Source organism: Pelomonas cellulosilytica (assembly GCF_021353265.1).
In the GTDB taxonomy this organism is placed as follows: domain Bacteria; phylum Pseudomonadota; class Gammaproteobacteria; order Burkholderiales; family Burkholderiaceae_C; genus Pelomonas; species Pelomonas cellulosilytica.
The window spans coordinates 581,842-601,442 of record NZ_JAJTWU010000002.1; the positions used below are offsets into that span (position 1 = coordinate 581,842).

The 19,601-nt window shown below is 68.2% G+C and carries 17 protein-coding genes and 1 riboswitch; of the genes, 9 read left to right on the forward strand and 8 right to left on the reverse strand.

The genetic code is table 11. From position 1 onward, the window contains the following. Positions 1 to 9: 9 nt before the first annotated feature. From LXT13_RS06560 to LXT13_RS06575, 4 genes are all read right to left on the reverse strand, one after another. Positions 10 to 678: an ABC transporter permease gene (locus LXT13_RS06560; protein ID WP_233370967.1), complete on the reverse strand. Its 669-nt coding sequence runs from the start codon at positions 676 to 678 to the stop codon at positions 10 to 12. Further along, positions 675 to 1,568: an ABC transporter ATP-binding protein gene (locus LXT13_RS06565; RefSeq protein ID WP_233370968.1), complete on the reverse strand. Its 894-nt coding sequence runs from the start codon at positions 1,566 to 1,568 to the stop codon at positions 675 to 677. Before LXT13_RS06565 ends, LXT13_RS06560 begins: the two co-directional genes overlap by 4 nt. Beyond that, complete coding sequence (locus LXT13_RS06570; RefSeq protein WP_233370970.1) at positions 1,565 to 1,912, reverse strand: GntR family transcriptional regulator; 348 nt, start codon at positions 1,910 to 1,912, stop codon at positions 1,565 to 1,567. The genes LXT13_RS06565 and LXT13_RS06570 overlap by 4 nt, the downstream gene beginning before the upstream one ends. A gap of 132 nt (positions 1,913 to 2,044) precedes the next feature. Continuing rightward, positions 2,045 to 3,247, reverse strand: coding sequence for an HD-GYP domain-containing protein (locus tag LXT13_RS06575; RefSeq protein ID WP_233370971.1), 1,203 nt, complete (start codon positions 3,245 to 3,247; stop codon positions 2,045 to 2,047). 83 nt (positions 3,248 to 3,330) lie between these two features. Then, a riboswitch (S-adenosyl-L-homocysteine riboswitch) is annotated at positions 3,331 to 3,409 on the forward strand. Between the two features lie 20 nt (positions 3,410 to 3,429). On the opposite strand from LXT13_RS06575, the gene metH reads away from it, so the two are divergent. Continuing rightward, a complete protein-coding gene (gene metH, locus LXT13_RS06580) occupies positions 3,430 to 6,126 on the forward strand; it encodes a methionine synthase (RefSeq protein ID WP_233370973.1) in 2,697 nt (898 codons plus the stop codon). A gap of 120 nt (positions 6,127 to 6,246) precedes the next feature. Beyond that, positions 6,247 to 6,849, forward strand: coding sequence for a glycine zipper 2TM domain-containing protein (locus LXT13_RS28630; protein ID WP_304622801.1), 603 nt, complete (start codon positions 6,247 to 6,249; stop codon positions 6,847 to 6,849). A 34-nt stretch (positions 6,850 to 6,883) separates the two neighbouring features. Here the strand turns inward: LXT13_RS28630 and LXT13_RS06590 are convergent, their stop codons facing one another. Next, a complete protein-coding gene (locus LXT13_RS06590; protein WP_233370975.1) occupies positions 6,884 to 7,522 on the reverse strand; it encodes a pyridoxamine 5'-phosphate oxidase family protein in 639 nt (212 codons plus the stop codon). A gap of 10 nt (positions 7,523 to 7,532) precedes the next feature. Further along, entirely contained in the window at positions 7,533 to 8,003 is a 471-nt protein-coding gene (locus LXT13_RS28940) for a hypothetical protein (protein ID WP_419964651.1), read from the reverse strand. 258 nt (positions 8,004 to 8,261) lie between these two features. Here LXT13_RS28940 and LXT13_RS06600 point away from each other — a divergent pair, with 258 nt between their 5' ends. The 6 genes from LXT13_RS06600 to LXT13_RS06625 all read left to right on the forward strand — a co-directional run bounded on the left by LXT13_RS06600 (position 8,262) and on the right by LXT13_RS06625 (position 14,913). Further along, the gene (locus LXT13_RS06600) at positions 8,262 to 8,993 is read left to right on the forward strand and encodes a TorF family putative porin (RefSeq protein WP_233370976.1); all 732 of its coding nucleotides are present in this window, start codon (positions 8,262 to 8,264) and stop codon (positions 8,991 to 8,993) included. A 19-nt stretch (positions 8,994 to 9,012) separates the two neighbouring features. Next, a complete protein-coding gene (glnK, locus tag LXT13_RS06605) occupies positions 9,013 to 9,351 on the forward strand; it encodes a P-II family nitrogen regulator (protein WP_233370978.1) in 339 nt (112 codons plus the stop codon). A 34-nt stretch (positions 9,352 to 9,385) separates the two neighbouring features. Then, positions 9,386 to 10,906, forward strand: coding sequence for an ammonium transporter (locus LXT13_RS06610; RefSeq protein ID WP_233370979.1), 1,521 nt, complete (start codon positions 9,386 to 9,388; stop codon positions 10,904 to 10,906). Positions 10,907 to 11,049: 143 nt separating this feature from the next. Continuing rightward, positions 11,050 to 12,318 (forward strand): glutamate--cysteine ligase, encoded by a 1,269-nt coding sequence (gshA, locus tag LXT13_RS06615; protein ID WP_233370981.1) that lies wholly within the window; start codon positions 11,050 to 11,052, stop codon positions 12,316 to 12,318. Between the two features lie 187 nt (positions 12,319 to 12,505). Beyond that, positions 12,506 to 14,353 carry a potassium transporter Kup gene (locus LXT13_RS06620; RefSeq protein WP_233370982.1) on the forward strand — a complete coding sequence of 616 codons (1,848 nt, stop codon included), beginning with the start codon at positions 12,506 to 12,508 and terminating at the stop codon, positions 14,351 to 14,353. A 329-nt stretch (positions 14,354 to 14,682) separates the two neighbouring features. Further along, on the forward strand, positions 14,683 to 14,913 hold the full coding sequence (locus LXT13_RS06625) for a hypothetical protein (protein WP_233371222.1): 231 nt from the start codon (positions 14,683 to 14,685) through the stop codon (positions 14,911 to 14,913). Positions 14,914 to 15,000: 87 nt separating this feature from the next. Here LXT13_RS06625 and LXT13_RS06630 read toward each other — a convergent pair whose 3' ends face one another. Beyond that, positions 15,001 to 15,636, reverse strand: coding sequence for an NAD(P)H-dependent oxidoreductase (locus LXT13_RS06630; protein ID WP_233370984.1), 636 nt, complete (start codon positions 15,634 to 15,636; stop codon positions 15,001 to 15,003). Positions 15,637 to 15,736: 100 nt separating this feature from the next. Continuing rightward, the gene (locus LXT13_RS06635; RefSeq protein ID WP_233370985.1) at positions 15,737 to 18,118 is read right to left on the reverse strand and encodes a TonB-dependent receptor plug domain-containing protein; all 2,382 of its coding nucleotides are present in this window, start codon (positions 18,116 to 18,118) and stop codon (positions 15,737 to 15,739) included. Positions 18,119 to 18,253: 135 nt separating this feature from the next. Here LXT13_RS06635 and LXT13_RS06640 point away from each other — a divergent pair, with 135 nt between their 5' ends. Further along, a complete protein-coding gene (locus LXT13_RS06640; RefSeq protein WP_233370986.1) occupies positions 18,254 to 19,597 on the forward strand; it encodes an APC family permease in 1,344 nt (447 codons plus the stop codon). The last annotated feature ends 4 nt before the right edge of the window (positions 19,598 to 19,601 follow it).

Here is a 19,601-nt window from a genome sequence, read left to right on the forward strand (position 1 = left end):
GGAAGTTCCTTAGAGGAAGTCGCGCCTTCGGGCGGCGATGAACAGGGGCAGGGACAGGACGCCCAGCGTCAGGACCAGCTCGGCGCCGAGCAGCTCCCAGAACATGGCGTTCCAGACGGGGACGGGGCCGGCCATGTACCGGCCGACTTCGGGGATGCGTCCGATGCCCATCATGAAGAGCGAGACGGACATGTTCGTCAGCACGACGACGGCGACCATGCCGCCTTCGGAGCGGATGTGCAGCGCGCCGCTCAGCACCAGCGAGAAGTTCAGCAGCAGGTAGCCGCACAGCAACACGGCAAACGGCAGCAGTCCGTCCGCGATGCCCGGCATCGCGACCACCAGCGCCACTGCGGCCGCGCACAGCGGCGCCCAGGCGAGCAGGAAGCACAGCAGCAGCCCCAGCAGCTTGGCGCGCACATAAGTGGCCGGGTCCAGCGGCAGGCTCAGCACGAATGGCAGGGCCCGCTCTTTGCGCTCGCCCGCGACGCCGAAGATGGCGATCAACACTCCCAGCGCGATGATGGCCGTCAGCCAGACGAGGAAGCCCACGTTGAACCCCAGCTCGCCTCCGGCGGACATCAACACGCCGGCGATGCCGGCCGCGACGGTGCCGGCGATCAGCCAGCGATGCAAGTGGAGCTCCTTGGCGACGAGCTTGCGCGTGAGCAGGTTCATGAGCCGCTGGCCTCCCGGGCTTGTCTGCTGTGCATGACGGTGGCGACGAAGATTTCCTCCAGGCTCATGCGCTGCACGGCCTGCACCGAAGCGCCGAGCCGGGCGAGCAGGTCGTCGGAAAAGTCGTCCACGGTGACGGTGGCGAGCGCGCCGTCTCGGTCGCAGGCGACGATCTCGGGCAGCGCAGGCAGCGGCCCGTCCAGGCGCAGCTGCAGGCGGCGCCAGCGGTCGAGAAAGTCCTCCTTGTCGCTCGCGGCGACGACGCGCCCGCGGTCGATGAAGGTGATGCGGTCGGAGATGCGCTCCACGTCCACGGTGTTGTGGGAGGAGAAAAGGATGGACCGGCGGTCGTCGCGCAGCACGTCCATCACCTCGGCCAGCAGCTCGTGGCGCGCCACCGGGTCCAGGCTCGCGGTCGGTTCGTCCAGCACCAGCAGGCGCGGACGGCGGGCGAGCGCCAGCAGCAGCAGCGCCTTGGCATGCTCGCCGCTGGACAGGCTTTTCACCGGCTGCGCGGCGCGCAGGCCGAAGCGCCTGAGCAGCGTGGCCGCATAGCCGGCGTCCCAGCCGGGGTAGATGGCGGCAATGAAGTCCATGTGCCACTGCAGCGTGGCGTGCTGGAACAGCCGCATGTCGTCGCTGACGTAGCCCACGCCGGCCTTGGCGGCCGCCTGGTCGGCCGGCATGGCGTGGCCCAGCAGGCGGATTTCGCCCGCGTCGGGCGACAGCAGCCCCATCAGCAGCTTGATGGTGGTGCTCTTGCCCGCGCCATTGGGGCCGACGAGGCCCATGATCTGGCCGGGCTCCAGCGCCAGCGACACCGCCTCCAGCGTGAAAAACGGGAAGGCCTTGCGCACGCCGCGCATGTCGATGACGGGGGGGGCGTTCACTCTGCTGCCTCCTTGGGGGGCAGCACCCCGCGCAGGCGGTCGACGAGAGCGTCATCCGCCATGCCAAGTGTGCGCGCGATGCGGGCGGCGGCTTCAAGGTGGCCGTCGAGCTCAGCGCGCTGGGCCGCTTGCGCGAGGTCCTGCGCGTCGGCCACGAAGGAGCCCTTGCCGTGGCGGGTCACGATGACGCCTTCCGTCTCGAGGTCGAGATAGGCGCGCTTGACGGTAATGACGCTGACCCTCAGGTCAGCCGCGAGTGCGCGGATGGATGGCATCTCTTTCCCCGGCGGCCAATCCCCCGAGGCGACGCGCCGTCGCACCTGCTCGACGATCTGCAGGTACATCGGCCGCGCATCGGCCTGGGAAATCAGGATTCCACTGTGCATTGTGTGTATATAGTATGTGCACAGTTGGGCGAATGCAAGGCGAAAACGACGACGGCGGCCTCGGGCCGCCGTCGTGGTCGCACTTCGTGGTCAGAGCCGCAGCAAGGCGTCGAGGTTCACGCGCAGCTTCAGCTCGGCCGGCGCTAGGCTGGCTGTGATGGCCTGCGCCGCCAGCCGCGTGTCGCGCGGGACCGGGTTGCTCAGCGGGCTGCCGCTCTTGCCCAGCAGCGCCGCCACCAGGGGCTCGTTGGCGCTGTAGCCGCGCTTGAAGACGATGCCAACTTCGCCGTTGGCCAGCCGCACGATGCTGCCCGGTGGGTACAGGCCCACGGTCTTGATGAGGGCGGCGCCGGCTTCGTCGGGCTGCCCCAGTTCGTCCAGGAAGACGGCGCGCGCCGCTGCCGCACCGCTCATCGCCTTGCGGCTGCGGCGGGGCGACAGCCGGGCGCCGAACAGGTCGATGCGCTGCAGCAGCCGGGCCAGCATCTCTCCCGGCCCGCGCGGCGCCAGCGGACCGGGGCCGGCCTCGTGGTGCAGACGCACGGCCGTCAGCCAGGCTTCGTTCGTGATGCCCGCGCTCGCCAGCCGCCCTGCGGCCTGTTCGCCGTGGAGAGACAGCGACTGCCGCTGCGCCTGCGTGGCCGGTCCGGCCTGTGCGGCGAGACGGTCCTGCGTGTCGCCGGCGCCGTAGTTCATCGTCAGCGCGGCGCCCTGCAGCGCCTCGCGCAGTTCCGGTGCCAGGCTCAGTTGGCGGGCGACGAGGTCGCACAGCAACAGCGCCAGCAGCCCATGCCGGGCGCTGTAGTCTTCAAACGCCTGGCTGCTCTCGAAGATCAGCAGCATCAGCGTGGCGTCGGGCTGGGCATTCAGCCGCTTGAGCGCCGTGTCGCGCAACTGCGCCAGCCGGCCGGCGAAGTCGTGCGGCTCGGCCTCGCGCAACAGGCTGCGCACATGCAGCAGCAGGTCAGACCAGGCTTCCCGCGGGCCGAGTTCTGGCTTGGCGGGTGCCTGCTGTTCGAGCCGGAAGCTGCCGTCTGCCTTGGCGATGTCGGCCAGCGGCACGTCCTGCATAACGAGGGTATCGAGCCGGTGGGCCAGCGCGCGCTGGTATTCCATCGTGGCGTCGGACTGCACCCAGGCGCCGCCTTCGACGAGGCCGCGCACCAGCGGCGAGTCGCGCAACACCTGCCCCCGCGCGAACAGCAGCTGGCCGCCGGCGTCGAACAGGTCATACGGGAGTGTCATGCCCACACGCAGCGTGCGTGCCGGCAGGGGGATCAGGTCGGAGGCCATCGATCGTCGATTCTGTAACGCCTTCGGCACCGGCAACCCGTTCTTGAGCGTCGGCGAAGGGCCGGCTGCGTAGAATTCCCGCCTCATCCGAGGAGCGCTGCGAGGGCTGATGCCTGCTTCATTCCCCCAGGCTCGGATCGTTCCAAACGGCGCTCATCGATCCTCAGCCCGAGCCGCCATCGATGACCCTCTCGCCGCCTCCCCTCAAGCTCTCCGGCCTCGAGCCCGTCGCCATCGGCGCCGGCACGCTGTTCGTCAACATCGGCGAGCGCACCAACGTCACCGGGTCGAAAGCCTTCGCTCGGATGATCCTGGCCGGCCAGTTCGAGGAGGCTCTGGCCGTGGCGCGCCAGCAGGTCGAGAACGGCGCCCAGGTCATCGACATCAACATGGACGAGGCCATGCTCGACAGCCAGGCGGCCATGGTGCGCTTCCTGAACCTGATCGCCGGCGAGCCCGAGATCGCGCGCGTGCCGATCATGATCGACTCGTCCAAGTGGGCCGTCATCGAGGCCGGGCTGAAGTGCATCCAGGGCAAGGGCATCGTCAACTCCATTTCGCTGAAGGAGGGCGAAACCGAGTTCAAGCGCCAGGCCCGGCTTGTCAAGCGCTACGGCGCTGCGGCTGTCGTCATGGCTTTCGACGAACACGGCCAGGCCGACACCTTCGCGCGCAAGACCGAGATCTGCGCGCGGGCCTACCGCATCCTCGTCGACGAGGTGGACTTCCCGCCAGAGGACATCATCTTCGACCCCAACATCTTCGCGATCGCGACGGGCATCGAGGAGCACGACAACTACGCGGTGGACTTCATTGACGCCACGCGCTGGATCAAGGCGAATCTCCCCGGCGCCAAGGTGTCGGGCGGCGTGTCCAACGTGAGCTTCAGCTTCCGCGGCAACGAGCCGGTGCGCGAGGCCATCCACACGGTATTCCTGTACCACGCCATTCAGGCGGGCATGGACATGGGCATCGTCAACGCGGGCATGGTGGGCGTCTATGACGACCTCGACGCCGAGCTGCGCGAACGCGTCGAGGACGTGGTTTTGAACCGCCGGCCCGACGCCGGCGAACGCCTCATCGAGATCGCCGACCGTGCCAAGAGCGCTGGCAAGGACGACTCGGCGCGCCTGGCCTGGCGGGCTGGCGACGTCAACGCGCGGCTGAGTCACGCGCTGGTGCATGGCATCACCGACTTCATCGTCGATGACACCGAAGAGGCCTGGCAGGCGATCGCCGCCAAGGGAGGCCGGCCGCTGCACGTCATCGAGGGGCCGCTGATGGCCGGCATGAACGTCGTCGGTGACCTGTTCGGCCAGGGCAAGATGTTCCTGCCGCAAGTCGTCAAGAGCGCTCGCGTCATGAAGAGCGCAGTGGCCCACTTGGTGCCCTACATCGAGGAAGAGAAGCGCCAGCTGGAGGCCGCCGGCGGCGACGTGAAGCCCAAGGGCAAGATCGTCATCGCTACCGTGAAGGGCGACGTGCACGACATCGGCAAGAACATCGTCACGGTGGTCCTGCAGTGCAACAACTACGAAGTCGTCAACATGGGCGTCATGGTTCCGGCCCAGGACATCCTGCGTAAGGCGAAAGAGGAGGGCGCGGACATCATCGGCCTGTCGGGTCTCATCACGCCCAGCCTCGAAGAGATGCAGCACGTGGCCGCCGAGATGCAGCGTGACGACTACTTCGCATCGCGCCAGATGCCGCTACTTATCGGTGGCGCCACGACCAGCCGCGTGCACACTGCCGTCAAGATCTCGCCCCATTACGAGGGGCCGGTGGTCTACGTGCCCGACGCATCGCGGGCAGTGGGCGTGTGCTCCGAGCTGCTGAGTGACGAGCGTGCTGCCGCCTACATCGCCGAGCTGAAGGCCGACATCGAGAAGACCCGCCAGTTGCACGCCAACAAGAAGCAGACGCCGCTGGTGACGCTGGCGCAGGCGCGCGCCAACGCGGCGCCGCTGGACCTAGCCCGCGTCGCGCCGGCACCGAAGTTCACCGGCCGCCGCGTGCTGAAGAACCTGGACCTCGCCGAGCTGGCCCGCTACATCGACTGGGGTCCGTTCTTCCAGACCTGGGACCTGGCCGGCCCGTACCCGGCCATCCTCGACGATGAGATCGTCGGCAGCGAGGCGCGCAAGGTCTTCGCCGACGCACAAGCGATGCTGAAGAAGATCATCGACGGCCGCTGGCTCCAGGCGCATGCGGTGTTCGGCCTGTACCCGGCCGCGCGTGTCAACGACGATGACATCGCCATCCGGAGCGAGCCGCCGATGACATGGCACGGCCTGCGCATGCAGAGCGAGCGGCCGGTCGTCGACGGCGTGAAGCGCCCGAACCGCTGCTTGGCCGACTTCGTCGCCGAAGAGGGCGACCACGTCGGCCTGTTCGCCGTGACGGCGGGCCTGGGCGTGGACAAGAAGGAAGCGCAGTTCCTCGCCGAGCACGACGACTACTCAGCCATCATGCTGAAGGCGCTGGCGGACCGCCTCGCCGAGGCTGCCGCCGAGTGGCTGCACGAACGCGTGCGCCGCGAGTTCTGGGGCTATGCGGCGGAGGAGTCGCTGAGCAACGACGAGCTGATCGCCGAGAAGTACCGCGGCATCCGCCCCGCGCCGGGTTACCCCGCCTGCCCGGACCACCTCGCCAAGGCCGATCTTTTCCGCGTGCTCGCGCCCGACGAGATCGGCATGGGCCTGACCGACAGCATGGCCATGACGCCGGCGGCCAGTGTCAGCGGCTTCTACCTGGCGCACCCCGACGCTGCTTACTTCAACGTCGGCCGCATCGGCGACGACCAGCTTGCCGACTGGGCCGCGCGCGTCGGCCTCAGCGACGCCGATGCGCGGCGCGCGCTCGCACCGCTGCTCGGCTGAAACACCCGCAGCATCTGCTTACCTCCTCGCGGGCGCTGCGAGGCGCTGTCCTACAACGCGAGGCGGGGAGGGCGGGCATGCTGCTTGCCATATTCACTACCCGGTTCCCGGAGGCCCTCCATGTCGACCCCCAACGTCAAGTCCACCCAGATCGTCGCCGGCGTCGCCGTCGTGCTGGCTCTGCTCGGCGGGGCCTACGCAGTCGGGCGTTCGCAAGGCTTCAGCAGCACCCCGCCCGCCGAGCAGGCAGCCGCCGCAGAGCCCGGCATGACTACGTCGCCCAGCCCCGCGCCGCTGCGGCAGCAGGCGACGCCTGAGCGGGTGGCAGCTGCCGAGTCGCCGCGCGAGGTGCAGCGCACGCCGGCGGAGCCGCCGGCCCAGCCTGCGCTGTGCGAGAGCTGCGGCCGCGTGACCGACGTGCACACCGAGACGCGCCACGGCAAGGCCAGCGGCGTCGGCGCGGTGGGCGGTGCCGTCGTCGGCGGTCTGCTGGGCAACATGGTGGGCGGCGGCAATGGCCGCAAGCTGGCGACCGTGGGCGGCGCCGTCGCGGGCGGCTACGCGGGCAACGAGATCGAGAAGAACCAGAAGAGCTACACCGTCTGGGTCGTGCAGGTGCGCGAGCGCGACGGCCGCCTGCGCCGCTTCGAGCGCAGCAACGACCCGGGCGTGCAGGTCGGCGACGAAGTACGGCTGACCGAGAACGGCTTCTCGCGCCCCTGAACGAGCGCCTGCGTGCGGCGGCCGTGCCGCCCGTTCAGTAAAGCGTCTTGCGGTAGGCGTCCTCGAGCGCGTCGTCGAGCCGTTGCATCTCTTGCGCGTCCGGTGCACCCGTGGTGTCGTCCAGGATCATCTTGACGAGTGACGGCATCGCCGCGCGCGGCTGACGGTGGTCCGCGTGCCAAAGTTGCGAGCGCCGCAAGGCCTTGGCGCAATGCAGGAACACCTCGCTCACCTTGACGATGATGGCCAGCTTGGGTGTGCGGCTCTGAACGGCCAGGCTTTGCAGCAGCGCCGGTTCGGTCGTCAGCGTGGCGCGGCCATTGACGCGCAGCGTCTCGTCGAACCCCGGGATCAGGAATAGCAGGCCGATGGCTGGATTGCCCAGCAGGTTGACGAGGCTGTCGAGGCGGTTGTTGCCCGGGCGGTCCGGGATGGCGAGCGTCCGCTCGTCGAGCACCTTCACGAAACCGGCCGGGTCACCGCGCGGGCTGACGTCCGCCCGGCCCTCATGGTTCTGCGTGCCGACGCACACGAATGGCGAGCGCCGGATGAAATCCTGTGCATGCCGACCGAGGTGGTCCTGGCACTTCTGCACCGCAAGCGCATGAGGCGCCTCGAACAGGCCGCGCAGCGCGGCTTCGTCGGCAATGACGTGGGCAGGATCGATGGTCATGGCATCTCCGTCAGCCGGGCTGGGCGCCACCCGCCTGGCCCTTGATGTCGGCTAGGTCCGGCAGGCCGTGTGGCATGTCCAGTGACAGTGCCGCGGCGCAGGGTCGCGCCTCGCCCTCCGGCTGCAGCGCGGCGGCGACGTCGGGAAGTTGACGCGCCTGTCGCACCGTCCAGCCCGTCGACGAGGGCCGCCTGGCGGCGCTGGCCTTGGGCAGCAGCAGTTCGCGCTGAACCGCGCCAAAGGCCACCCTCCTTGGGCAGGTTGGCCGGTGCGAGGTCGACTGTGAAGCACCATTGGCAGGGAGCCTGAGCCCACTGTCGGCCAGCGCGGCGCGCAGGCGCTCGCAGGCTTCCTTGGCCTCGGTGTCCGCGAGCCGCACGGCGGTGAAGCTGGACAGCCCATTGGCGAGGTGCACTTCCACCGTGACCGGTGCGGCGACCAGGCCGTCGAGGGCGCGGCTTTGGACGGAGGCGAGGCTCATCGTGGGGTGCGAAGGGCTCAGTGCGGGCGGCGGCAGCGCAGTCTAGCCGCCGGTTTGGCGCCTGCTGCTCGGTGCTATTCCTGCCGTGCGCACAAACAAGGTGCTGTCCGCGCCGTGATTGTTTCAAATTGGTGCATCCGCAGGGGTGCTGCGTGCGGCTGGTCCACATTTGTGCAGACCCCGGGGGTGTGACCGTTGGCACGGAAGCTGCAAAGAACGGCTGTCCATACCCCTCTAACTACGCACAGGAGCTCCGTCATGAAATTGTCCCCCTCGCTGCTCGCTCTCGCGCTGACCGCGGCCACGCTGCCGGCCTTCGCTGACGAGCCAGCGCCTGCCGATCCGTTGTCGTTCAACATCGGCGGTGTGACGGAGTACCGCTATCGCGGCATTTCCCAGACGCGCCTGAAGCCTGCCCTGCAAGGCGGCATCGACTACGCAGCCCCGAACGGCTTCTACATCGGCACCTGGGCTTCGACGATCAAGTGGATCAAGGACGCGGGTGGCGACGCCAACGTCGAAGTCGACCTGTACGGCGGCTACAAGACCGAGGTCGCCTCGGGCCTGACGCTGGACGTGGGCGTGCTGCAGTACTACTACGCCAGCAACAAGCTCAACCCCAGCGCCAACACGCTGGAGCTGTACGGCGCGCTGACCTTCGGTCCCGTGACGGCCAAGTACTCGCACAGCACGACCAACCTGTTCGGCTTCGCGGACAGCAAGGGCTCGGGTTATTTCGACGTGACGGGCACGTTCGACCTCGGCGACGGCATGAGCCTGGCGCCGCACGTCGGCCACCAGACGGTTCACCACTTCAGCGCCGCCTCGTACACGGATTACTCGCTGACGCTGTCCAAGGACTTCTCGGGCCTGGTGCTTAGCGGCGCCGTGATCGGCACCGATGCCAAGAAGGAGGCCTACACCAGCGCGGTGGGCTCCAAGTTCCTGGGCAAGACGACCTTCGTCGTCGGCTTGAAGAAGACGTTCTAAAGATTTACCGGAGCTGGACATGAAACTGATCACTGCCGTCATCAAGCCCTTCAAGCTCGACGAGGTGCGTGAGGCCCTGAGCGCCATCGGCGTGCAGGGGCTGACGGTCACCGAGGTCAAGGGCTTTGGTCGACAGAAGGGCCACACCGAGCTGTACCGTGGCGCCGAGTACGTCGTGGACTTCCTGCCCAAGGTCAAGATCGAGGCGGCAGTGAACGACGACGTCGTCGATCGCGTCATCGAGGCCATCGAGTCCTCCGCCCGCACCGGCAAGATCGGTGACGGGAAGATCTTCGTGTCGCCGCTGGATCAAGTCGTTCGCATCCGCACCGGCGAAACCGGCAATGACGCGCTCTGAGCGTCGCACCACTATCCCGTTGGAGATCCATCAAATGAAAAAACTCCTCGCCGGCCTCGCGCTTGCCGCCGGCCTGCTCGCGCCGGCCGCCTGGGCCCAGGACACGGCGGCCTCGGCGCCGGCGGCCGTCGCCACGGCCCCTGCTGCATCCGCGGCCGATGCCGCTCCCGCCGCTGCTGCGGCGTCGGCTCCGGCCGATGCGGCCTCGGCCCCTGCACCCGTGCCGAACAAGGGCGACACCGCCTGGATGATGCTGTCTACGCTGCTGGTCATCATGATGACCGTGCCGGGCCTCGCGCTGTTCTACGGCGGTCTGGTGCGCAGCAAGAACATGCTGTCGGTGCTGATGCAGGTCATGGTCGGCTTCTCGCTGATCGTCGTGCTGTGGGTGCTGTACGGCTACAGCTTCGCGTTCACCGAGGGCAACAAGTTCATCGGTGGTACGGACCGGCTGTTCATGAAGGGCATTTGGGACAACGTCGCCGGCACTTTCGCCAATGGCGCGACCTTCTCGAAGGGCGTCGTCATTCCGGAGATCGTGTTCGCCGCGTTCCAGGCCACCTTCGCCGGCATCACGGCCTGCCTGATCATTGGCGCCTTCGCCGAGCGCATCAAGTTCTCCGCCTGCCTCGCCTTCCTCGCCATCTGGTTCACGTTCAGCTACCTGCCGATCGCCCACATGGTCTGGTTCTGGATGGGCCCGGATGCCTACACCGGCAAGGACGTCGTCGACGCGATGAACGACAAGGCCGGCATGATCTGGCAATGGGGCGCGCTGGACTTCGCCGGCGGCACTGTGGTGCACATCAACGCAGCGGTCGCGGGCCTCGTGGGTGCGTTCCTGGTGGGCAAGCGCATCGGCTACGGCAAGGAGCAGTTCACGCCGCACAGCCTGACGCTGACGATGGTCGGTGCCTCTCTGCTGTGGGTGGGCTGGTTCGGCTTCAACGCCGGCTCCGCGCTGGAAGCCAACGGCTTCGCCGCACTGGCCTTCATCAACACCTTCGCCGCCACGGCCGCTGCCGTGCTGGCCTGGTGCGTGGGTGAAGCGCTGCTGAAGGGCAAGGCCTCCATGCTGGGTGCTGCGTCGGGTGCCGTGGCCGGTCTCGTCGCCATCACGCCGGCTGCCGGCAACGTCGGCATCGGCGGCGGCCTCGTCATCGGCGCCATCGCTGGCTTCGCCTGCCTGTGGGGCGTGTCGGGCCTCAAGCGCATCCTGGGTGCGGACGACTCGCTGGACGTCTTCGGCGTCCACGGTGTCGGCGGTATCGTCGGCGCGTTGCTGACTGGCGTGTTCAACAGCCCGTCGCTGGGTGGCCCGAGCGCCGTCGGCGACTGGGTCACGGCCTCCATGATCGCCCCGGACGCTTACTCCATCGCCAGCCAGTTCATCACCCAGGCCAAGGCCGTCGGCGTGACGATCGTCTGGTCGGGCGTGGTTTCCGTCATCGCCTTCAAGCTGGTCGACCTGACCATCGGCCTGCGCGTGACGGAAGAGGAAGAGCGCGAAGGCCTGGACATCTCGTCGCACGGCGAGACGGCCTATCACAAGTGATCCCGGCCGGGCCGGCCACGCCGGCCCGTCTCATGATCGAAGCCGCCCTCGGGGCGGCTTTTTAGCTTCTTCTCGCGGCAGCGGCTTGTGATCCCTGGCGGCGCCCTCACATCCCCGGCTCGCCAGTCTGAGATCATTCGGCCATGGTTCCCCATCTGATCACCGCCCTTAACGGCCCCATCAACGAGTTGGAGGCGCGCATCCTGGAGTCGATGCCGGCCACCGAGCGCTGGTTCCGGCTCGAATGGATGGAGCACACGCCGACCTTCTATGCCTCGGTGGACTTGCGCAACGCCGGCTTCAAGCTGGCGCCGGTGGATACCAACCTGTTCCCGACAGGTTTCAACCACCTGACGGCGCCGATGCTGCCGCAGGCCGTGCAGGCCGGCATGGCAGCCATCGAGAAGATCTGCCCCGAGGCGCGCAACCTGCTGCTGATCCCGGAGCCGGGCAAGCGCTGCAGCTTCTACCTGGATCACCTCGCCATCCTCGTGCGCATCTTCACGCAGGCCGGCCTGAACGTGCGACTGGGCGCGCTGGACCCGGCCCAGACCGAGCCCGAAGAGCTGGCTCTGGCTGGCGGTGGCAGCCTCGTCATCGAACCTGTTGTACGCAAGCGAGGCCGGTTGATGATCAAGGGCTTCGATCCCTGCACCATCCTGCTGAACTGCGACCTCGCCGCCGGCACACCGCCGCAGCTGATGGGCCTGCATGAGCAATACCTGTTGCCGCCGCTGCACGCTGGCTGGAGCGTGCGGCGCAAGAGCCAGCACTTCCGCGCCTACGACGAAGTGGCCAAGCGCTTCGCCAAGCTGCTGGGCATGGACCCTTGGCTGATCACGCCGATGTTCCAGGGCGTGGACCTGCAGGGCAAGCATGGCCTGGAGGCGCTGCAGACCGCTGCCGATGCGCAGCTGACCAAGGTGCGTCGCAAGTACAAGGAATACGGCATCAACGAGCGGCCGTTCGTCATCATCAAGAGCGATGTGGGCAGTTATGGCCGCGGTGTGATGACGGTGCGCGACGGCAAGGACATCGAGACGCTCGCCGAACGCCTGCCCGAGAACCTCGGCCAGGAGGTCATCGTGCAGGAAGGTGTGCCCACGCACGAGCGCGTGCATGAGGCGGTGGCCGAGCCGGTCGTCTATACGATGGACCGCTATGTCGTCGGCGGCTTCTACCGCGTGCATGCCAACCGCGGCATCGACGAGAACCTGAACGCACCGGGTGCGAGCTTCGTGCCGCTGGCATTCGCCGAGTCGCCGCACCTGCCGCGTCCGGGCGAGAAGCCGGGGGCCAGTGCGCCGAACCGGTTCTACATGTACGGCGTCATTGGCCGGCTCGCCATGCTGGCCGCGAGCTACGAGCTGGAGGCCACCGACCCGCAGGCCGAGGCGGAAGAGGCGGCTTGACGCAGGCGGCCTCGGGCCGCCCGCTACGCTTGATCGGCGTCAGGAGTCAAGGAGGTCGCTGCGGGTTTGTTGCACTGCACAAAACTCCAAAACCGAGCGCAGAATCCCCACTTTCGAACAAACGCCACCCCAAGCCGGTGGCCTTCGTGACGTGAGTTCTTCCCACGCGGCCCGCAGCCCTTCGGCAATGGCGGGCCTGACCCTCGGGGCCCTCGGGGTGGTCTATGGCGACATCGGCACCAGTCCGCTGTACGCGCTCAAAGAAGTCTTCCACGGCGGCCACGTCGCCACGACGCCGGACAACATCCTCGGCGTGCTCTCGCTGCTGTTCTGGACGCTGACGGTCGTCGTCTCGATCAAGTACGTGCTGCTGATCCTGCGTGCCGACAACAACGGCGAGGGCGGCCTCATCGCGATGTTGGCGCTGGCCACCAACGCGGTGAACGACAAGCCGCAGCTGCGCCGCGGCCTGCTGCTCGTGGGCCTGTTCGGCACGGCCATCTTCTTCGGCGATGCGGTCATCACGCCGGCGATGACGGTGCTGGGCGCCGTCGAGGGCATCGACGTCTACGAGCCGCAGTACCACGATGCCATCCTGCCGCTGACGCTGGTCGTCATGGTCGGCCTGTTCTCGGTGCAGCGCTTCGGCACTGGCGGCATCGGCAAGGCCTTCGGGCCGGTCATGCTGGTTTGGTTCGTGACCCTCGCGCTGCTGGGCCTGCCGCACGTGATCGACAACCCGCACGTGCTGGCCGCCGTCAACCCGGTCTATGCCATCCACTTCTGCCTGGAGTACCGCTGGGTGGCCTTCGTCGCGCTCGGCGCCGTCGTGCTGGTCGTCACCGGTGGCGAGGCGCTCTACGCCGACCTCGGGCATTTCGGCAAGCAGCCCATCCGCATCGCCTGGTACGGCGTCGTCATGCCGGCGCTGGTCATCAACTATTTCGGCCAGGGCGCCATGCTGCTGGACGACCCCTCTGGCGTGCAGAACCCGTTCTTCCTGCTCGCGCCGTCGTGGGCCGAGATCCCGCTGTTCCTGCTGGCCACGCTGGCGGCCATCGTCGCGTCGCAGGCCCTCATCACGGCCGCCTTCTCGGTCACCAAGCAGGCCATCCAGCTGGGCATCCTGCCGCGGCTGCGCATCCTGCACACCAGCGTGCGCGACATCGGCCAGATCTACGTGCCCTTCATCAACTGGGCGTTGTTCGCACTGGTGGTCGTCGCGGTGGTGTTCTTCGGTTCGTCCACCAAGCTGGCTGGCGCCTACGGCGTGGCCGTCACGATCGACATGACGATCACGACCGTGATGACCTTCTTCGTCATCCGCTTCGGCTGGCGCTATCCGCTGGCGCTGTGCGTAGCGGCCACCGGCGTGTTCTTCCTGATCGACGTGACCTTCCTCGCGTCCAACCTGCTGAAGATCGCCGCCGGCGGCTGGTTCCCGCTGCTCATCGGCATCGGCATGTTCACGCTGATGCTGACCTGGAAGCAGGGTCGCAGGCTGCTGTCCGACAAGCTGCGGCAGGACGCCATCGAGCTGACGACTTTCCTAGAGGCCGTCTTCATCAACCCGCCCACGCGTGTGCCCGGCACGGCCGTGTTCCTGTCGGCCGAGAAGGGCTCCACGCCCAATGCGCTGCTGCACAACCTCAAGCACAACAAGGTGCTGCACGAGCAGAACATCTTCGTCACCGTCAAGCATCACGAGGTGCCGTGGATCGGCTTCGAGAAGCGCTGCGAGGTGGAGGCGCTGGGCCACAGCTGCTGGCAGGTGGCGCTGCACTTCGGCTTCAAGAACGAGCCCGACGTGCCTGAGGCGCTGGAGCTGCTGAAGAAGCACGGCGTGCAGCTGGACGACATGGAGACCAGCTACTTCCTGAGCCGCGACATCGTCATCCCCACGATCGGCTCCGGCATGGCACTGTGGCGCGAGAAGCTCTTCGCCGGCATGCACCGCAATGCCGCGGCCGCGGCCGACTTCCTGCACCTGCCAACGAACCGCATCGTCGAACTGGGCAGCAAGGTCGAGATTTGAGCGCTGCGCCAGGCAGAACTGCCCCTCGGGGCCGTTCGTCTTTCAGAGCGCTTTGCAGAACTGCTCCGTAGGCTCGTGTGCCGCCCGCGGCGCTGTCGCTGGGGTTCACGGTGTTCACCCCAGCCTACGAGCTGGTCCGTTCAGCACGACCGGTCAGTCCCAGGTGGCGGCCTCGGGCATGTTGATCCCGTCGGCAGGGGCATCGAACTTGAACGCTCCCGATGACCGCTCCACGTCTGCAGGCAAGCAGTGAGTCAAAACGTCCAATGTCATTGGCGCTTCTTTGCAGTCAAGATAGACGATGTCGAGCCACAGCCGGGAATGCTCAAGTGGATTGGATCCTCATACTCTTCGTTCTCTTCAAGGGCCTCGTATTCGCCACGGGTATGTATTTGGCCGTCAAGTGGCACTACGACCAAGAGAAGAAGGTGGCGGACCGGCGCGCGCTACTGCGCATGGGGGCCAAGTTCGCTGCCGTCTTCGTACTGCTGCTCCTCGTCCTGCTGGGCTTTACTTTCGGACTCGCCAGGACGCTCGGCATGGACTTGAACCTCCCCTGAAGCCCCTGCCTGATTGCGAGGCGTGCGCATGTCGCCCGCCCATGAAAAAACGGCCCCTCGGGGCCGTTCTTCATGGCGTGCAGGCGCTCAGATCGTTGTGACGAACTGATCCTTGGCGCGGCGCACCTTCTTCAGGTTCACGAGCCAGTCGTCGTCGACCTGGCGGTAGCCCAGCGGCAGCAGCAGCACGGAGCGCAGGCCGCGGGCCTTCAGGCCCAGGATCTCGTCGACCTGGGCCGGGTCGAAGCCTTCCATCGGCGTCGCGTCGACCTGCTCCTCGGCGGCGGCGATCAGCGCGGTGCCGAGGCCGATGTAGGCCTGGCGGGCGGCGTGCTGGTAGTTCTCCTCAGCGCTGCGCGGCGGGTAGAGGGCCAGCAGTTTCTGGCGGTAGGCCTCCCAGCCTTCGTTCTTGAAGCCGCGCTGCTCGTTGACGAGGTCGAACATCTGGTTGATGCGCTCGGCCGTGTAGTTGTCCCACGCAGCGAACACCAGCAGGTGCGAGCCTTCGGTGACCTGGGCCTGGTTCCACGCATGTTCACGGATGCGCTCGCGCAGCGACTTGTCGGTGACGACCAGCACCTCGTAGGGCTGCAGACCGCTGGAGCTGGCGGTCAGGCGGATGGCTTCAAGGATGCGGTCCAGCTTGTCCTGCGGCACGGGCAGGGTGGGGTTCATCTTCTTCGTGGCATAGCGCCACTGGAGCTTGTCGATCAGCGAGGTCATGGGGGTCAAGAAACGAAAGGGCGTGCATGCTGCCAGCTCGTGGGCGCCGCCGCCTGGCGGCGCCCGGGTGTCCGACGGCCGTGCTGGCTCTTGCGAAGGGTCAGAAGCTGAACCGGGCCCGGGCGTAGTAGTAGGCACCGTTGAAGCCCACTGACGACAGCACGTCATACGGGAAGTTGCCGAAGTAGCTGATGTCGCTGATCGAGCGCGTCGGGTAGCGGTCGGTGGCATTGATGGCGCCGAGAGTCAGCGCCAGCGCCTTCGTCAGCTGCACCTGGGCTTCGACGTCCAGCTGCCAAACGGCCGCATACGTCTGCGTCGGCACAAAGCCGTCGCCGAAGTCGAACACGCGTGTCGTGCTGCCGTGCCGGGTCAGCCGGCCGCTCAGGCCCCATGCGCCGCCCTGCCATTGCGCGCTGAGGATGTGGCGCTGGCGTGGCGACGCATCGGTCAGCGTGTTGATCTCCTCCAGGCCGACGCTGTCGCCGCCGCGCACCGTCGTGCGGTTGAACGAGGCCGTCCAGCCCAGGCTTAGCTCGCCGCCCAGCGCGGCACCGCGCCATTGCGTGACGAGGTCGGCGCCGCGGGTGCGCGTGTCCAGCGCGTTGGTGAAGAAGTTCACGCCATCGACGCCGCTTACGCCGAACTTCGCGAGCAGCTCGTCGGCCAGGCCGTCGCGGCTGATGCGCTGTGACAGCGTGATGCGGTTCTTCACGCGGATGGCATAGGCGTCCAGCGTCGTCGACCAGGCCTTGTCAGGCTGCCAGCTCAGGCCGACGCTCGCATTGCGCGAGGTCTCGGCCTTCAGGTCCTGCGCGCCCAGGTAGCGGGCTACTGCGTTGTCCACCGGCAGCGTGCGCACCTGGCTCAGCACGCCGCCGTCGCCGCGGTCGGTCACCGTGAACGCGAAGCCCTGCTGCGCCAGCGACGGCGCGCGGAAGTTGCTGGACACCGCGCCGCGCAGCGCCAGTGTGCGGTCCAGCGCGAGACGGGTGGAGAGCTTGGCGGTCGTCGCGCCGCCGAAGTCGCCGTAGTGGTCGTGCCGCAACGCCAGGTTGGCCTGCCAGTCATGCGTCAGGTCGGCGCTGAGGTCCACGTAGGCGCCGGCCACTCGGCGGCTCAGCCGCGTCGCATCGCCCGCCTGCAGGCCCGGGCCTGCCTGCGCGCCCGCCGGGGCCACCACGGGCCCGACCTGGTAGGACGCCGCGTCGCCCGCGCCTGTCACGAAGCGGTCCTCGCGCACCTCCAGCCCCCAGGCCAGCGTCAACGGCCGGGCGAGGCCGGCGACATCCAGCTCCCGGCTCAGGTCCAACTGCAGCGCGGTCAGGCGGCTGCCGAAGTCAGCCAGGTGGAACTCGCGCGGGCTCGCCGCGCCGAGCGAGGCGTTCAGCGTGCGCCGCACGCCGTAGCTGAAGTCGTTCTGCCCGTGGTTCAGCGCCAGGTCATAGTCCCAGCTGCCCCATTGGCCCTTCAGCCCGGCCACCAGCTGCAGGTCGCGGTTGTCGCCGGTCGTCTGCGGGCGGTAGCCGTCGGGGTAGACCGACTTCACGTTGGCGCTGCTGTCCGGGTAGCGGTAGTAGGCCGCGCCCAGCGTGCGGCGTTGCTGCCAGGTGCCGAAGGCGTAGGCGCGCGTGCCCGGCTCCACATCCGTCGCGCCGTTGAACCAAGCCTGCCACTGGTTCGTGGCCGGTTCGCCGGGCGCGTAGTTGCGCTGGCCGACCGTGGCGAGGTTGGCGGCGCTCTGGTCCTCCCACGGCGGCAGTTCGTCCAGGCCTGCGCGGTTGGTGGCGTTGCGGTGCAGGCCTTCGAGCCCCGCGCGCACGAAGCCATGGTCAGCCAGCGTCCAGCCCTGCGTCACGCTGGCGCTCTGCGTCTGGCCGTCGGTCAGCGTCTGGCCGGTCGGCGCGAACTTGGTATGAAAAGCGCCCGCTTCGGTGACCAGCTCGCCGCCACTCGCACGCTCGTCCAGGATGATGTTGACGACGCCGGCGATCGCGTCAGAGCCGTACTGCGCGCCCGCGCCGTCGCGCAGCACCTCGATGCGCGCCACGGCCGACAGAGGGATGGTGTTGAAGTCCACCGGGTTCGTGCCCTTGCCCGTCTTGGATTCCAAGTTGACGACGGCCGACGTGTTGCGGCGCCGTCCGTTGACGAGCACCAGCACCTGGTCGGGCGACAGGCCGCGCAGCTGCGCCGCGCGCACGTGGTCGCCGCCGCCCGAGTTGGACTGGCGCGGGAAGTTGAACGACGGCAGCAGCGCCTGCAGGGCGGCGGCGAGGTTGCCGTCCGGTCCTGCGGCGCGCAGCACGTCGTCGCGGCTCAGCACGTCGACCGGCACGGCGGTGTCGGCCAGCGTACGGTCCTTGGCGCGAGTGCCGGTGACGATGACGGCGTCCAGCGCGCTGGGCGCGGTCTGCGCGAGGGCGGCGGTGGCAAGCAGTGTCTGCGAGACGGCGAGGGCGAGGGGGCGGAGCTGGGTCATGCGGGACGGCGTGGCAACAACGACAAAACCCCACAGCCTACGGGCGCCGACGCCCGCCGGCTCAGACATGTTGCGCATATGCACATGCCGCCGCGGCGCCGGCTAGCATCGCGCGCTTTGCCGACCTCCGCCCTCATGACCGCCACACCCCCCGCCCAGCCCGAACGCCGCCTCGACGTGCGGCATGCCGGCGCGTTGTGCGTGGGCATGGTCATCGGCGCCGGCATCTTCAAGACGTCGCCGATGGCCGCTCAGGCCTTGGGCGACCCGGTCCAGTTGCTGCTGGCCTGGGGGCTGGGCGGCGTGCTGTCGCTGGTGGGCGGGCTGTGCTTTGCCGAGCTGGCCGCGGCTTTTCCGGACACAGGCGGCGACTATCACTTTTTGCGTCGCGCCTACGGCCATCGGCTAGGCTTCCTGTTCGCGTGGTCGCGCTTCGCCGTCATCCACACGGGCTCGATGGCACTGCTGGGATTCGTCTTCGGCGACTACCTTGCGCAGGTGGTGAATCTGACGCCCTGGCTGGGCCCGCACGCCAGTGCGCTGCTGGCCGGCGGGCTCATCGTCGCGCTGACCGGGCTGAACCTGATGGGCGTGCGCGTGGGCCTGGGCACGCAGCTGGGGTTGAGCGCCGCCGTGCTGCTGGGCCTGGTGCTGCTGGGCCTCGGCGCGGGCGCGCAGGTGCTGGCCGGCCAGCCGCCGGCCACGCCGCCGCCGGCGGTGCCCGGCACGGACTGGGGCCTGGCGCTGGTCTTCGTGTTCCTGGCCTATGGCGGCTGGAGCGACGCGGCCACGCTGTCCGCCGAGATGCGCGACCCCGAGCGCGGCATCCGCCGCGCGCTGCTGCTGGGCCTGGCCCTCGTCATGGCACTGTACCTGCTGGCCAACTGGGCCTATCTGCGAGTGCTGGGCGTCAGCGGGCTGGCCGCCAGCGGCGCGCCGGCCGCGGAGCTGATGCGCGTCGTCTTCGGCCGTGGGGCGGAGTTGCTGATGGTGGGCGTCGTCACGCTGACGGCGCTGTCGGTCATGAATGCGCTGCTGATCGCCGGCCCGCGCACGACCTATGCCGCCGCGCGCGACCTAGCCGCCGAATGGCATCTGGCACGCTGGAACCATGCGCGCGGCACGCCCACGGGCGCGGTCGTCGCGACGGCCGGTGTCGCGCTGGGGCTGGTGGCGTTCGGCGACCTCACGCGCGGCGGCTTCTCGACGATGGTGGACTATCTGTCGCCGGTCTACTGGTTCTTCATGACGCTGAGCGGGCTGGCCGTCATCGTGCTGCGCCTGCGCGAGCCGGAGGCGCCGCGGCCTGTGCGCGTGCCGCTCTACCCGTGGCTGCCGCTGCTGTTCGCCGCCAGCAGTGCCTATGTGCTGTGGTCCAGCGTGGTCTACGTGAAGGCGGGCGCCGTCGTGGGCCTCGCGGTGCTGACGGTCGGCGCGGCGCTGCTGTGGGGGCATGGCCGGCGCCGGCGGCTATCCTGAGTCG